Origin of the sequence: Streptomyces sp. ID05-26A (assembly GCF_033794685.1) — a bacterium.
In the GTDB taxonomy this organism is placed as follows: Bacteria; Actinomycetota; Actinomycetes; order Mycobacteriales; family Pseudonocardiaceae; genus Lentzea.
Genome location: NZ_JARAYZ010000007.1, coordinates 394,120 through 411,384 on the forward strand (window position 1 = coordinate 394,120; position 17,265 = coordinate 411,384).

The following is a 17,265-nucleotide window of genomic DNA, read 5'->3' on the forward strand; positions in this document are numbered from 1 at the left end:
CTCGACCCCGTGCACCGAACGGCCGAACACCAGGGCGCTCGCTCCATGCCCTGCCTCACGAACCTGCCTCGTCACCTCCGAAATCGCGTCCGTGCCCACACCGACGTACTGGGGCTGGGAACCGATCCGCGACTCGAAATGCTCCATGCCGAGCGAACCACCGGCGAGCACCGAGAGCGCGGGACGCGGCCTGCCGGTGAAGGTCTCGTGGACCGCGATCACGACATCGAGGAGATCGGGCTCGTCGCCACCGCGCTGCTTCTCGCCACGGACCAGCCTCGCGAACGACCGTGGGTCGGCATGAAGCGTCCCAGGCGGGACCGCGGCCTCCAGCGCGTCGCTGAGCTGTGGCGGAGGAAGCCCCGTGCGCGGCAGGGTCACCACGTCCAGCAGCGGGGGGATGATCGAGTCGACGTTGTACTGCGGCCGAACGTCGGCCACTTCGAGAAGATCCTCGATGAGGTCCTGTGGTGGCAGGGTTTCGTGGTCAAGGTGCCACATGGCGGCGAGGTCCGTGACCTCGCTGACCATGGTGGTGGGCAACGCGCCCTGGAACTGGCCCGACCTCGCCACCGCCTGCCTCGCCACCCTCAGCGAGGTCCGCAGCGTGTCGCGGTCGACCTCGCTCAGGTGGGCATCCATCATCGCAACGACTGCGGGCCACGTCAGCGACAACGAAGTTACCTGGTCATTATGGAGGTACTCGGCAAAGAGCTTGCGCGCCGGCTCGTCCAGCATTCCGAACTGGTGGAGGAAGATCCAGCGTTCCGCCCACGTCGCGTCCGCTTCCAGCCTGCTGAAGTTCGCGTTCACCTGGTCGGTGAGCGACCACAGCCACAGCCCGAGCTCCCCTTCCCTGTCACGAAGCGGCTTCCAAGCCGGACCGGCGACCTTCGGCGGCCCCGCGTTCATCGGCGGCCCCGCGTTCCTCGGCGGCCCCGCGTTCATCGGCGGCCCCGCGTTCCTCGACGGCCCCGCGTTCATCGGCGGCCCAGCCTGCGCCAGCGTCCGGTTGATCTCCATCGGCGCAGTGTTCGGCTGCGGTCCAGCGGGCTTCGGTCCGGCGACCGATTCCGCCGGCGTGGCCGAACGCCGCAGACCTGACCCGGAGGACGTACTGAGCCCGGACGACTCGGTGGTGGGGAAGAAAACCCCGGCGTCCGCGCCGATGGCGGAGGAGATCGGGATGCGGACGTGCGCGTCCTCGCCGGAGTCGGCGCCCTCCACCCCTGACACGCCGTCGTCCTCGTCGGAGAGGAACTGCGCGCCGACGTCCACCTTGAGATCCCGAGCCCAGGTGGCGAACTCGTCCAGGCTGAGCGACGCGGGGTGCGTGTACACGCTGTCGTTGAGCACGAACGTGCGGCGGGCGTGCGCCGTGCTCGCCTGGACGAAGACGGCATGGTTCGGAGTGGTGAGCAGCACTCCTCGTGTGTCGGCCACAAGTTCCCAGAACTCGTTCATCGACTTCGGGGTCTCGATGACGCTGCTGAGCGGCTTCACCATGGACCGGAACTGCACCAGGTCGCGGTCGCCGAACCGTTGACCATCCGGGTCCGCCGCCAGGTGGCGCCGCAGCTTGTAAATGTAGGCGAGCCTGCTGACACCGCGAAGCCTGCGGTGTGGCCGATCGGCGAGGAGAGGCCACGACAGCGCGTTCACCGTCCAGCGATCGTGGAACAGCTTGCGCGTCAGCACGGCCGGCTCGGCGTCCGACAGATCGGCGGCGGCGAGCTTCTGCATGACGCGGCCCCACTGCCCGGCCAGGTCACGCCACTGCCGCCGTACCGCCGGGTCGGACTGGTCCAGGTCCACGAGCCTGATCGCGCGCTGTTCGATCAGGTCGAAGGCCTGCTTCGCCTCGCTGGCCCGCTTGACGACCATGTCCTCATAGGACCGTCCGAGAGCACGATCCCGGTGGGCCTTCGTTTCCTCGTCCGTCTCGGCGAGCGAGCTGATCGTTTCCTCCGCCGTGCGACGACCGAGGTACAGCAGGCTCGCCAGCGTCGGAACCGTGTTGCGCAGGGCCGAGTCCATCGAGGCGACGGAACAGGTGTTGAGGAAGTACTGCTCCTCGTTTCCGGTGGTGGCGAACAAGGCCTCCTTCATCGCGGCGGGATTCCGCTCAAGCCGGGTGAAGAGCGGATCGCTTGCCATCGCCGCTCGCGCTGACGGCGCCAGGTTCACCAGCCCGAGCCGTGCCAGGCGCACGGCCAGCGGTTGATGCGAGGGAAGGGAGATGTTCCGCACCGGAGATCCGATGGCGTCGAACGGGTTCGCGCCCACCGCGAGCAGGTCGTTGATCTCGGTGAGCAGTTGGGAGAGCCTGCGCTGGGTGATCGGCTGAATCGCCTGCCGGTCGATCTCGGTCCCCCTGCGGGTACGGGCGGACCGCTGCTGTTCTCTGGTGGGCACGAGGCTCGCGGCCAGAAGGGCGTCGTTGACCAGGACACGCACCCGCACCGCGAGGTCGGCGTCATCGAGCCTCGCCAACGACGCGTCCAGAGCCGCGAGGTGGGCACTCGTCTCGGAGGGAAGGCCGCGGTACTCAAGCCGTCCCTCGCCGGCCAGCTCCTCGAACTGCGCCACCATGAACCGCGCCTGCTCGTCGTTCAGCGCGAGACTGGACGAGATACCCCGCATGACCTCGCCGTAGCCGTCGAGCGCCCGCTGAGACGGTGTCACGTCCTCGGTGTCCGTCCGGACCAGGACCATGTTCCGGCTGCCCCGCGCCGAAATCTCGTTCCGGACGGTGATGTCGATGTTCATCCGCGCCTGGGCGTCGGGTGGCATCAGTTGCAGCTCCGCCCGCAGCTCCCGTTCGATCTCACGGCGGACCTGCGCGGTGCGCTTCGGCACGAAGACGTCCAGGAGCCGCCGCACACCGGTTTCCCTGTGCCCGATCACGGTGATCGTGGGGGCGGGCAGTCCCCTGGCAGCCCTCGCGTTGGCGTCGTAGATGGCCCTCTGCACAAGCTTGCGGATCTTGCGCTGTTCGCCTGCTCGCAGGCTGGTGCGCATCCGCTCGAACCGCACGGCCACCGTGTCGACCTCGGACTCGATCTGCGGAAGGAACGACGGAGACGTCCGCACGCTGCCATCGCTGTTCTCGGTTCCATCGCTGTCCGAGCCGGTGTCGCTCCCGTGCTCGCTCGGCGGGAAGGACAGCGCGCGCGTCTGTCCGGAGCCGTCGCCGCTCTCGCTCCCCGCGCTGTCTTCCGTTCCAGCGACTCGCTGGAAACTCAGCGCTTCCGTCGCCACCTCGATCGGCCGCGGGGAACCGCTGTCCGGCAACGCCTCGGCGAACTCCCTCGCCAGCCGCTCGGGTTCGGTCGTCTCGTCTCCGAGCAGCACCAGGCGCACCGGCGTCGTCGGAACGGCGATTCCGGTCCGGTACAGGGGCAACCGGCGCAGTCGGTACGCCAGCTCGGCACCGGAGTCCTCGAAGTCCTGCGGTGCGGCGACCACATAGAAGGGCTTGCCCTCCGAGGGTGGCGGAACGTCGTTCAGCGCCCGTGCGCGGATCGCGTCCGCCCAGGTGCCCGCCGACATGACCACGCCTCCTGCCGCGGTCGGGGTGGGGCCGTGGGCACTGATCGGCGGCGGCGAGGGCAACGGCTGTGGTGTGGGGGAAGCCGCGCTACTCGCGGCAGGCGAAGCTCCCGCCGGCGGGAACGCCAGCTTGGCGAACGAGCTTTCGAGCATGTCGAGGTCGAAGTCGGTCAGCCACTTGGGGTCTCGGTCGGACACGAGGTTGACGGCGTCGAACCCGAGGTCGTCGTCGGGGAGGTCGACGGCGATCGTGGTGTCGGCCTCCCCGCCGCCGACACCGCTGTGTACCAGGACGTCGTCGGGGGTGAGGCCCGCTCCGAGGCGGCCGAGCATCGTCCATTCCTCGACCAGCGTGCCGCGGAGCTCCTGTTCCGCGTGCGCGTGATCCTGCCCGGTGATCGTGACCTCGGGAAGAGCGGCCTCGTTGGTCTTGCGCCACGCGGCGGCGCGCGCCACCCGCCGCGCGATGTCGCGCACACTCTCCTGCTGCGCCGGAGTGGGAGAGGACAGGTCGACGGTGACCGAGGGGATCTCCTTGGCCGCCAGATCGGCCAGAGGCACGTCCACCGGGGAGCCACCGTTGAGGACGTAGGAACCGCCGTCTTCCACGGTGTAGTAGGTCCGCTTCATGCTCGCGAACATGCTGACCAACTTGGTTCCCGCTGAGGAGACGACCGTGTCGGACCCGACAAGTCGTCGCCATTCCGTCAGATGCCGCTGCGCGGGACTCTCCGACATGGTCGGCGGAACCTGGCCGACTGAGCACACGACCAGCTGAAGGTTGGCGTTCCGCGGCGGGGTCACCTTGAGAAGACTGCCGCTGGCGAACATGAGCCGCGCGGCATTCTCACCGTTCATCGGGACCGTGTGCCCCAGGGCGAACGGCCTGTCCGTCGACAACGCCAGAGCGAAGCCTTTTTCCCTGGGAAGACCGTGTCCCTGGAGAAGCCACACCGGGGCGTCGATCACGGCCAGCGGCATGAGATACGGGCTGAACCTCGCCGCCGATGTCTCCACGCCGTTGGCGTCGACCACGGCAGGAGAAATCTGCTTGAAGTAGTACGCCGTCGAAATCGCGCCCGTCTGGATCTTGGAGCGATTCATGGGCACCGAAAAGTCGGACTGCCTCAAAGGAAAGAACTGTCCGTGCACGCCGAGCAGGGAGTCCTTCAGCAGCCCTGAAACGAACCGCTTGGGTTGCGGAAGCTCCGGAGACACCGAGACCAGTGCCCCGCTCTTGACCTCGATCCTGCCCTGGTCGGTCAGCGACCACCCCCCGTCCAGCGTGTAGACGTCAACCCACAGACCTCCCTTGACCAGAGACTGGCTTACCACGGCCCCGTCGACGGCGGTCCCGCTGGGCTGGAGGAACACGACCGGCCGGACGTCACCCTCGACCAACGCGTCCTGAACACCGAGGTCCGCACGCAGCACCTTGATCAGCGACTTCAGCGGAACGGTGAGCGGCAGGCCGTCGTACCGATACGCCTGGAACCCGTTCGCCCCCTGTTCGGCGATCACGACGAACGGCAGCGCGAGATCACCGTATTTGGTCCAGTCCGCCTCCTCCGACCGGACGACGCCATCCGGCCCGGTGGAATTGATCAGCTTCACGCTGTCGAGCGTCACGTTCCACGCCCACCTCTGAGCCTCCCGAAGGCGGTTCTCGTCGCCGGGATACCGGACGAACGCCGCGACGGGCGTGCCCTCGGCATTCCTGAGCAACCAGGTGACCAGATCACCGGCTCGCAACCGCGACGCCGAGACCCAGCCGATCTGCCCTGGGAGCGCGCCGCCCTTCAGCGCACGCCTGGAGTACACCTCGCCGAAGTAGCCTGCCTGGCGCCGCAACGCACTCGCGACCTCGAAGTCGACATCCCCGAACCCGATCTTCCTGCCGCCTGCCGGCATGTCCAGGACCACCGGGCGTCCTTCGCGCAGCCCCTTCCGGAACGCCGGGATCTGAAGCAGAATCGCGCCAAGATGCCGGCCACCGATCTCGTGCAGACGCGACGTGTTGTTCACGCCCGCTCCGTGCATGGTCGTCACCACCGCGAGCTTGCCGTCGACGGTCTCCACCCTGACGATCATCGGCTCTTTGGCCGGTCCCTGGGTTCCCTGGGACAACAACGTGAGAATCTCGCTCAGGGGAGCTTCCGCGCTCTCGGCACGACGAGCACTCGCGGGCCCGCTGCTGAAATTGAACTCAGATCCGTGGATGAGAGTGCGGACGGAGTTGAGCGGCAGCGCGGCACTGGTAGCCACCTGAGCGTCGAGCTCGAGTTCGAGCCCATCACGATCGAAGACAAGCTCCCCCTGATAGTGGTGTATCTGCCACGGACCGCTCAGTTTCGCAAGCGCGGTCATCAAGTCCACGAGGGCAGTGTCGGACGCGACACCTCCGGAGCCGTTGTGACGGACGAACAGCAGCAGTGGTGGCCGCCGCCGCAACGCGGCCACCCGCGCGAACATCGGGGAACCGAGGAGCAGGCGAGCCATCTCCTGCCCGGACACCTTGCGGAAGCGCCTACCGTTCAGTTCGAGGTTGAAGTACTTCCCCTCCGCGTCGACGTCCAAGACCACCGTGAACGGACGAGTCGCCGCCCCCTCGGTGTGCTGAGCCCACATCTGCGGCTTCAACGTCCGATTGTCGAGGCCGTGGTACCGGCTGCGGCGCTCCCACACGGAACGCATGAGGAAGTCGGGGTTCTTGGCTTTCAGTCCGAAGCTCATGACGCTGCGCGCCATGTCAATTGGGCCGGCCGACAGAACGAACGGCGCGGACTGCCGTGTCTCCGCAGTGATGGCCCACACCACGTCGACCGGCCGGATCAGCAGATCCTCCCAGAGCAACATCGTGACGACCGGCTCGCCGGCGGGACCGGTACCCATCTGGGCGGTCGCCTGCAACGCGGTCACCTGCGGCGCCGCTTCGCGCAACCGCTCCAGGAACCTCCGCGCCGCCGCGTTCGACTCGCCGGGAGTCCCTGGGTCGGCGGCGACCAGCTCCACCGCCGACTCGCCGGAAGACAGATATGCCTGGAACGCGGGCGAACTCGCCAGCAGATCGGCGAACTCGGCTCCGTCCAGCAGCTTTCCGTCTACCCGGAACCGATCCTGCTCCATCGTCGCCACCACCACGAACGAGGTCCGCCCGTCCGCCCGCACCACCTGGTAGAGCGCGTCGTAGACGGCCTGGCTCGTCCCCCCGGGATCGAACCCGATGCCACCAGAGTCCCCGGCCGCGGCGGGGAAGGTGGTGACGCCAAGGCCCAGCCTCACCCTCAGCCGCGACGCCAGCGCCACCGCCGCAGGCTCATCGTGCTGCACCCGTTCGGCGGCGACGAGCGTGCGCACGTCGTCCCACTGCCGCGTCAGCTCAGGCGTCAACTGGCCGGGAAGCGGCAGAAGGCGATCCGCTGTCTCCCACGCTTCCCGCCGCTCGTCCGGCGACGCCCCGGCAAGCACCGAGGAGCCGTGCGCCACATCGTCGCGCCAGCCCAGGTCGTGATCCACGACGGGTCGGCCCCACGGGTCCTGCACGAGGGCGTGCACCTCGGCGTCGTCCGCGTGGGCGTAGTCGCCGGCCCGTGTCACGGTGCCGTGCTGCGCGTTCACCACGTAGACGGTGCCGTTGTGGTTGACGACGTTCAACGCGAGCAACGCCGCTGTCGGGGAGCCGTCGAGCACCACCGCCGACGAGCCCGGCCCGAGCCGCCGCACCTTGTCGACCACGTTCTCGAACGCGGCCTGCCCCTCGCCCACGCGCTGCGGCCGATGCCCGACCCTGTGCTCCATCATGTCGTGCGCGGCTTCGCTCCCGACGGCCTTGGCGTTGGGCATCGGCGCCGCCACCCGCGGTTCCCCGTACCACGTTTCCCTGAACGCGACCGCCGCATCGGCACCGTTGGTCTGGCGTCCCGTCTCCGCGAACACGGAGCCGTTGATCAACCGGGCGAAGGAGTGTGGATCGGCGAACCTCGTGCCGCGCGGGACGGTCGCGAGAAGCAGATCCCGCAACTGAGTGTTCGCCCTGGACATCGTCAGGTCACGGCCGGTCTTCAAAGGCTGCGGCGGCCGCGTCGCCGGTACCCCGATGCCTTGGGAGGCGGCGAACTCCACGATCAGCCGTTGTGCGCGCTCTTCTCCTCTGGAGAGGGTCCACCACGTGACGACATCACGGAAGTCGTCCGCGTTCTGCCCTTGCAGCGCCGGCGCGACGGCGGCGGCGTAGTGGTGGACCGCTTCACTGTTGGCGAGCCAGTCGGTGTAGTCAGCGGGAAGCTGCGCGACTCGTTGCTTGGCGAGACTCACCACGTCGTCCCAGGAAAGCAGACCGAGGTCGAACTGTCCATTGTGGAGGTCGCGGGCCAGTGAGGCCAGCTCCACGCCGGTCATCGACACCAGCCGGTCGTGGAAGTAGGCCTGGTCCAACGCGCTCATCGCACTGACGCGCGTCATCAAGGCGACCCTGGCGTTGGAGGTCAGCGAGTCGAGCCAGGCGCTGGCCCTGGACAGAGGCGCGGACGCGAACTCCAGCCACGGAGCCCTGATGCCCCAAGCCCTGGTGATCACAAGCTCGGGCCGTCCGGTGGGCGACGGGCCCACGGGTTTCTCGTTCAGCGCCCACAGCACCTCCTGCACGGCGTGCTCGGCGTCCAGCGGCTCCCCCACAGCGGTCGCCCATTCGGCCAAGGTCAGCGGACGGCCGGGGCTGACCTCGGGGTCCAGCACCAGATGCCCGCTGCCGGTTTCGATCGTCAGAGCGGAGTGGCTCGTCGCACCGATCAGGAAGACCCGCCTGATGTCATCGGCACCGAGGTTGTACAACGCCTCCATGCGCAGATGGAGGTCGGTCTCGCTGTCTGTCCCGGTGATCGGCACATCGGCCAGTGCGGCGAGGTATCGCGTCACGTCACCGGCGTCCAGAGGCGGCGGTACCGGCACTACCGGCCCCGCCTGGCCGGGAGGAGCCGGGACGGGCGCGGGCGTCTCCAGGGCGACCTCGCCGATCATCTGGTGCAGCACGTCCGTGAACCGGGGCGGAAAGTCGGGCTCGCGTACCAGCAACGAACCGTCGTCGCCCGCGCGGTAGAACCTTCCCATCAGCGTCTTGTCGACATCGACGCCGTCCACGGCTTCCGGTCGGCCGTACTCGTCGACCAGACCGATCATGTGCATGAACTCGTGCGCGCCGAACACCGGCGGCTGGTCAGGGTGCCAACTTGCCTGGTCGACCTGCGCCAGCGCGGTCTTCGTGAAGCCGTCACCGGTCGGCAGCAGCGTCACCCTGTGAGGTGTCGCGGCAGGCTCCGCTTCCGGCTTGACCAGACGGAACCTCAGCAGGTCGCCGTTGGGCAGCCGGAGTTTGCGCTGGTTCAGGTACCGGGTCACTCCTCGCTGCGCGTTCCACCACGCCGCCTCGACAACGTCCTGTCCGTGCTCCTGACCACCGACGAGGTCCACGACCACGGTGATCTCAGTCGTGGGAACGGCGCTCTCCACCGCCCTTCGCACGATGAACTCGGACCGCTCCACCACGGGCACACCGACGTGCTCGATCCGGCCGGGCATCCCCGGTCGCCGCACCGTGCGCACCTGGCGCGGCAGCGACCTGATCCGGCCACGCGAGTGCGGCGTGGCCTGCGCCAGCTGGCCACGCCCGTGCTCGGCCGGCCGACTGGAGGACCGGTCCTGGTCCACCGCGCCCGGTGCCAGCACCCCCTCGTTCAGGCCGACCGGCACCGGAGCGTGCGGAAGCTGGATCTGGTCGGTCACACTCGACATCCAGTCGGAGTCGCCCAAGTCGAGTGCGGGTAGCACCGGCGTGTTCGTCCGCACCGGAGCCGCCGGAACCGATGGCACGGCAAGGTTCGCGGCCGGCCTGTCGGCCCGCGCGATCGGCTCCGTCCGTGTCGGCGGGGTGGCGGGACCCGATGTCGACCTCGCGGGTGCCGGGGAAGCGCTTCCCGCAACCTCGTGGCCGCTTTCCGCGGCGGGTCGCGTGCCGCTGGACGAACTCTCGTGCGCCACGGGTGTCGCGGTCGCCTCAGGCGTCGACGTCACCGCGGGCGTCGCGGTCGCGACGGGCGTCACAGTCACCTCAGGCGGCGCGGTCACCTCAGGCGGCGCGGTCGCCCCAGGCGGCGCGGTCGCCCCAGGCGGCGCGGTCGCCCCAGGTGTCGCGGTCACCTCGGGCGTCGTGGGCGTCTCGTTCGGCTGAGTCTCCGGTTCCTCGACGATCGACGACAAACCCGGCTTCGCACCGGCGCTCTGGCCTGCCCGCCTCGACTTCACGGAGGCTGGCTGCTTCTCCTCAGCCGCCGGACGTTTCGCGGCGGGCTCGCCGGTACGCGCCTCCTCTGCCTCGTCGCGATGCAGGCCGGCCACCTTGCGGTCGTAGTTCTCCTTGGCGTACCACCATTCGCGCGCCTCTGTCTCCTCGTTCTGCCGCGCCACCTCCAGCTTGTTCAGAGCCACGAGGAACTCGCGCAACCGCTCCAGGTCACCGCCGCCCGGTGCGAGCTCACCGTCCACTCTGGTCAGTAGGTCCGACTTCGCCCGCAGGTCCGTCTCGGCCTCCGCCAGGGCCGCGCGTCGCCGCGCTCGTTCCCCTTGCGCCTGTCGCCAGAGTTTCGTCGACGTCGTCCAGCGAAGCCGGACCGTCTCCGCGACGCTGTTGTTGAACTCGACACGCAGTCGCGCCACATCGGCGGTGCGCTGTTCGATCGCGGTGGCCAGCGCGTCGCGCTCGGCCAGGCGGAACGCCCGTTCGCGGGCGGCGTCACCGAGCGACCGTTCCAGTGCCTTGCTCTCCGCTTCCGCGCCGCTCGTCTTCTGGTTGGCCTCGAACCACGTCTTGCCCTTCGCGGCGAGCAGCCTCGTCGCCGCGGCCAGTTCCGGCGGAAGTGCCTTCCCCGTGATCTCCTCCGCCTTCGCGTCCAGCATCCGCACGGCGTAGCCGTCGTACACCGTCAGATCCCGATAGACCGGCTTGATCCTCTTGAACCGCCTGGACTGGACCTTGGGCGCGGGGACACTCGATCCGTTGTCCTGCTCCACCTTCGCGGCGCCGGTCGACGGCACGACACGACGGCCGAACCTCGTCACCTTCTGACCACCGCGCGAGATCATGGCGAACGGCTTGGTCCACGTCCTCGGCCTCACGGTGCCGGGCGAACCGCCGTCGGTGACCGTCAGTTTGGTCAGCTGGTCGGCGACTCCGCCCGCCAGCTTCCTGGTTCCCCTGACGAATCCGCTGTTCCTGACCTTCTTGACGGCGGGATCAGCCTTGAGGGCCTTGACGAAGTTCCTGACGCGGTGCGTCGGCTCCTTCGTCGTCGACAGCGTCGGCTTCACGACGATGCGGATGTCCGCGTCGGTCAGCAGGACACGGGACAGCTTGTCGTCGGGCGCGATCGTCCACGGCATGAGCGGATCGAACATCCGAACCGGACCCATGTTCCTGGTGCTCGCGACCTTTTCGGACTCCGGTCCGTTGTAGATCGTGACCTGACGGTGTGCCGCGCCTGACTTGTCCGCGAGCGGGCTTCGCTGTGACGGCTTGTCCGCGGCCTGGTCCGCGCCGCTCGCGGCGCGACTGTCGGGGCCGAGGACGTTGCTCTCGCCTCCCGCACCGTACGGCGATACGGCCATCACGTCGGTGGCGTGGCCCGTGAAGAGCTTCGTCTCCTCCCTGAGGGACTTCATGGCGTACGACTTGATGTCCACCGAGGCGCTGGTGCTGGCGAAGCGCGGGTCGCGCAGCCTGATGTGGATCTCCAGATCACGACCGAGCTTGCCGGGCAGCGGGACCTTGAAGTCGCCGTCGACGGCCGCCGTCAGTCCCGCGCGGACGTTCGTCACCGTGATGCTCGATCTGATCAGCCGGCGCAGTGCCGCGTCGACCTTCACCCCGGACTGTGCCAGGGCTTCCTCCGCCTGACGCCGAAGCACTTCGATGTCGCCGAAGTAGTGCTCGGCCCAGTAGCTGGTGATGTCGGGCAACTTCACGACGTTCTCGTCGGGAGTGCCGGAACGCCAGTCTCGCAGAGCCTCGTCGGTGAGCTTCGTCGCCGGCTGGTCCGGGGTGATCTCGGCATGCCCGAACTTCGCTCGCTTCGGTTCGGGGAACGTCTCCTCCGCGAGCTTGTCGAGGCTGACCTCCCTGGACACGGGCAAGGACGCGAGGACCTCGCCGTGCCGCTCGACCTTCAGCTTCAGCTCCAGCGTGGCCGGGTGGCTCACGGCCGGTCCCTTGAGCGAGCCCGCGTGGGTGTACTTCGACGCGGTCTCAGCCGTCGCCTTGGACTCCCGGATGCCGAAGACACCCTCGATCCCCTGGCCCGCACCGACCTGCCCCTGAGCGCGACCGTCCTCTGTGGCCGGTCCCTGTTCCTCCCTGATGGCGAGTGCGGGACGTGGGGAGAGGATCGTGGTCAGCAGCGTCCGTGCCCGGCTCTTGACCGACTTCGCGCCGAACTCCGCGGTCACCGTCGACTTGAGCTTCGTGAAGAACTTGACCACGCCTCGTCGGGACGTCCCGGCGATCTTCCCCTCGATCACCAGATCGTAGGTGCGCCCGCTGAACCTGTCCTCCAGGCGGACCGGTTCCAGTCGTCCGCCGTTGATCAGGCTGTTCGCCATGCCGTGCACGTCGGACAGGACCGCCTTGATCCTGGCGGTGTTGGCGTTCTTGGGATCGAGGGCGCTGTCGGGCAGCAGCCTGGCCGCGAGCTCCGGTCCGACCGCCGGGTTCTCGCCCAGTTTCCGCCTCAGCGCGGCGATCTCGCCCGAGAGGTCGACCGGCTCGATGGCGCCGCCGATGCCGAGCGACTGCTTCTCGACCTTGTCCTCGCGCAGGGAGTAGGGCACATCGGTCTTGCGAGCGGGGTGCGGAAGGACGGGCTGGGTGTCCGCGACGGGTTCGCCGACGGCGAGTTCTTCGAACTGCTTCTCGGTGAGCCAGACCAGCGCGGACTCCGGCAGATCGACGACCTCGCCTGCCGTGGCCGGTGCGTCCTGCTCCATCGAGAGGCTGAGGTTGCTCTTGTGCCGGGCCTCGGCCGTGACCGTGGCCTCCAGGTCGACGCGCGCCAGGATCATGCGCTGCGGCGGTGTGCCGACCCCGAGCTTCTCGCCACCCTTGAGGTGCTGGCCCTCTGCCTGTCCCCTGCTGGAACTGTAGGGAGAGACGACCCACACCAGGATTCCTCTGGGCGCGACCTCGTTGTTCCCCGCGCCGGCCGTGGACGTGTAGTCCAGGTTCGTCACGATAGGCACGAAGACCCCGTAGACACGCTTCTGCGAGCCGGAAGCACTCAAGGCCGTCTGCTTGGCCCAGGCCTCGTGTTCGCGGAGGAACTCGTGGAACTGCTCGCTGCTCGGCTGCCGCGCGGACAACGTGGCCTTGAACGAGACTCCCAGTCCCGCGGTCAGGTCCGCGAGCCGCCGCTCGTGGTGAAGCTCGGCGGGGCCGATGACCGTCGTGGTGCTGAGCAGCATCGTGTTGTTCTTCAGGACGTCGACCGACAGCCGATCGTTGAGGGCGAGTCCGAAGTTGTGGTTGCGAGACCGCACGACCGGGTCGTTGTCCGCGGCGGTGCTGAGCACGTTCTCCGCGCTCTCCCTGAGAATCCGCACCGCCGAGGACGAGAGGCTCACGACACGGACGTCGTCGAACGAGCGGGACATACCCGGCTGGAGCGCGAGCGGGGGCTTGAGGTCGTCGCCGCCGAGCGGCGCATTCGGCTTCGCCGCCGGTCCGGCTGCGAGCAGATCCGGGTTCGGCTCGGTGAGCAACGTCTCCGGCAGCAGGAGGCGCACGTCGAACGTCACGGGTTCGGGCGTGGTCAGCGGAACGGTCTTCGGAACATCCCTGCCAGGGCTGCCGGGGATGAGTTTGCGCAGCGACCTGACGCGCCGTTCCGTGAAGTCGATCTCGGTGTCGATCGTCAGCCTGGTGCGGAACTGGCGAAGCTTGAGGTCGCCGAGCTTGCCGTCCTTCGTCAGCGTGTCGGCGGCCTTGATCTCGACGTTGCGCTTGGAGGTCTGCGTCAGGCCCTGCCCGGTGAGCTTGGACCGGCCACCGCGATACCCGAACAGCAGCACGAGGAAGGCTGCGGTGGTCTTCGAGTTCTTGAGCGGCATGAGCGCCCTGCCCTGCGGGCCAAGGCCGAACTCACGCTCCTTGGCCTGCTCGAACTCACCAGCGCCGACGATCTTGTTCCGGTACTGCTCCCTGGCGGTGACGTCGTCGAGGGGATCTCCCTCCTCGATCTCACCGAGCCGTCCCCTGAGGATGATCGTCTCCTGGCGCACGTGTCCCCAGGTCGTCCTCTGCAACGGAATGTGGAGGCCGTTTCCGCTCATCATCTGTTCGACGAGCACCTCGATCTCCCGCTCCGACAGGTGATCCCTGATGGCGGCACCCGTGGCGATCGCCTCGGCGAACCGGCCCGTCAGCCTCGTGAGATCGGTGTCGGTGAAGTCCTTCGCGAGCCGGTAGCGGTTCTGCTTCTCGACTTCGCGGTTCGCCTTGATGTTGGCCCATACCTTCGCGAATCTCGACTGGTCGAGGTACCACCCCTCCTCCAGCGGCACCTTCGGCAACTGGGTCAGCACGGGCTTGAGCGCGTTGTAGAGCAGCTCGCCGCTGTTGACCTCCTCCAACTGGCCCAGCAACGCGTCGCCCAGCTCGAACTCACGCGGCCCCTGGGTGGTCCTGTCGGTTCCCGTGCGGAAGGCGGGGGTTTCCTCCGTCTCGACGATTCCGTACTGGACGGCTTTCCGCTTGCTCGTCCACTGGTGAGCGCTGACCACGTTCTCCAGCTTCAGCGGTTTCTTGCCCCGGTTTCCGGCCTGACGCACCTCAAGGTCGTAGACCATCTCGTAGCGAACCTGGTCGCCGTTGATCTCGATGCCGTGCTTCGCCGCAGATGACTGCTCGTGGCCTGTCGTCGTGTGCTTTTCGACGGTCATGTCGTAGGCGACGCCACCGCCGATGTTGACCAGGAACTTGGCGTCGAACCCGACACCCTTGTAGCCGTTCCAGCGCAGCAGGCGGCCGATCCTGGCCTTCGTCGAGAACTCGTTGTGGTGGTGCGAGCGGTTGATGACCGACATCTTCTCGGTGCCGTTGACCCGCACCCACCGGGCGACCGCGCGCATTTCGAGCTGGGTCGACTTCTTGCGCCAGTTCCTCTTGAGCGGGTCGCCACCCTGGAAGATCTGGTCGGAGCGCACCCAGCCGACCTCGGGGTTGTTGTCGCCGTCGAACACGGCCATCCGAGCGAGGTTGCCCTTGATGTTGCCCTCGTTGAGGAAGTCCTGCACGACCTCGCGCCCCTGGGTGCCGACGGCGACCGCACCCTTGTACTTCGGCCCGAGCATCTCGATCACCTGCTCGGGGATCGACCTCGAAGCCGGATCGTCCTTGCCCCTCGTGATGGCTACCGACTCCACGGCGATGCTCTTCGGCGGTAGCTGCCTCACCGGGCGGATTCCCATCAACTCCAGCACGGCTTCCTGCCGTTCCCGCTGGGTCATGGCGGGGTCCACGTCGCTCAGGGACTCCTTGCCGGAAAACACGTCGTGAACGCGATCACCGGCGATGTCGGACGAGTGCAGATCCGGAGACAGGGCCAGGACCGTGTTCGCGTCGTCCTCGGTGGTGACCGGCAGACCGGACGCGCCGAGCACGGGCAGGCCGGTGTCGATGTGCCGGAGCGAGAACTTGATCCGCATCGGAACGTCGACCTCGTGCGTCGACGAGAAGAACGTCATCATCGAGCCGGCCACCTCGCGCTTGCGGACGCTGGTGACCTGCTCGTCGGGCATCGCGGAACCAAGGACCTGGTCCAGGGTGACGAAGCCGGGCAACCCGGTGAACTGACCCATCGCGGTCGCCTGGAACGAACGCTGGTGCGTGGCGTCCGTGGCCGACCTGGTCTTCGCCTTGGTCTGCATCCTCAGCGTGTAGGAGGCTTTCCTTCTGACCTCGATGTTGTCCCAGTCGAAGGCTCCTTCGACCCTCAGTTCGTACTTCACGCCGTCGCCCTCGACGCCGATGGGAAGGCCACCATCGTGCAGCGCGATGGACGCGAAGTTCTCCAGGAACGGAACCAGACCGTCCTGTCCTTGCCAGGACTTGACTTCCGGCAGCATCTTCTTCAGCTGATGCCTGAGGTCGAGAGCCGGACCCGACAGCTTGGTCTTCTGCTCGGCGGTCCCGAGCGAACGGCTCTGCCGAAGGTAGGCGGGCAGGCTCCTGCGAATCTGTTCCTCGGTGAGCACGTTGCTGGTTCTCGTCTTGCCGCGCCGGTTGTGGCCGTGGACCACCTCCTCACCCTCGAAGTCCCGCGAGGGATCGGGGTCTGCACCGGAACCACCGATAGCGCCGGAGGACTCAGTTCCACCGCCGTAGACCTTCGGCAGGATCGTGCCGGGATCGACCTCCGGGGTGACGACGGTGTCCAGCGGATCTGGCTCTCCGATGTTGAGCGCCAACACGTCGAGGTAGCGCTGGGACATCGCGACCTTGGGAAGCACAGGGCGGCCGTCACGGTCCCTGGTGACATGCCTGCCCATCAACGTGTCGTCGAGGTTGAAGCCCTCCTGCTCCGCCCCCGTCGAGTCCTCCGTGTACTCGTCTGGGAGGCCGAGCATGTGGTTGACCTCGTGCGCGGTCTGCGCCGGGAACTGATCTGGCCTCCAGTGGTTCTGGTCGATGACCTGATCGCGGCCGAGCACCACGGTGTGATGTGCCGGTTCGCTCGCCGAGACGGGAACGACGCGGACGCGGATCAGCTCGCCGGAGGGCAACCGGAGGTTCGGCTTGTTGTGGAACTCGTCGACAGCCCTCTGGGCGTCGAGGATCGCGCGGTTCCGATCGGCGCCGCTGACATCTCCCTCCGTGGCGAAGTTGATGCGAACGGTGAGCTCGACGACTCCGTCGGGTCCCTGGCCGGCGCGTCGCACTTCGAACGCCGATCTCACGACGGGCGTGTCGTCCAGCGCGCCAAATCGCGGCACCGCGTGCCGACGCCCGCGCTGCGCCGCAGGAGCGCCAGCGAGACGTTCGCGTGAGTAGCCATGCGGAGCACCACCGAGCGCAAGCTCCGGCGCAGCGGCGTCCCGGCCGAGTTGGCCGGTGTCGGTGGTAGGTGAGTCGAGTCCGAGCGCGGGTCCGATGGGGATGTCGCTCTCGTGCCTGAGCGGCAGTCTCGCCGCGGTAGCCGTGTCGGGTTGGGCTTCGGCAGGCTGGGTCTCGGCAGGCTGGGTCTCGGCAGGCAGGGTCTCGGCAGGCAGGGTCTCGGCAGGCAGGGAGTCCTGGGCCAGGCTGTCGTGCCCAAGCGTGTCGGGGGCAGCGACCGGCAGGAACCCTCCTGTATCGCCGACAGCGAACGGCGCGGGCGTGGCCTGGAAGTTCGTCGGCGGTGTGTTGCCGTTCGATCCTTGTGGCCGTTGTGGTGTCGGTGTGGCTGGGTTGCTGGTGTCGGTGCGTGCCGGGTTGGTTTGCCCAGTCGGGTTGGTGTTGGTGACCGGCGTGCTGGTGACCGGCGTGCTGGTGACCGGCGTGCTGGTGACCGGCGTGCTGGTGACCGGCGCGTTCGTGACCGGCGCGTTCGTGACCGGCGCGTTCGTGACCGGCGCGTTCGTGACCGGCGCGTTCGTGACCGGCGCGTTCGTGACCGGCGCGTTCGTGACCGGCGT

At 67.9% G+C, this 17,265-nt stretch carries 1 protein-coding gene (only partly in view); it reads right to left on the reverse strand.

What is annotated here, in order from left to right:
- Positions 1 to 16,548: the beginning of a toxin glutamine deamidase domain-containing protein gene (locus PV646_RS41445; protein ID WP_500348280.1), read on the reverse strand. Its footprint begins 18,708 nt before the window's first position; the window shows 16,548 of its 35,256 coding nt (coding positions 1-16,548); the start codon lies at positions 16,546 to 16,548; the stop codon falls past the left edge of the window.
- Positions 16,549 to 17,265 lie beyond the last annotated feature (717 nt).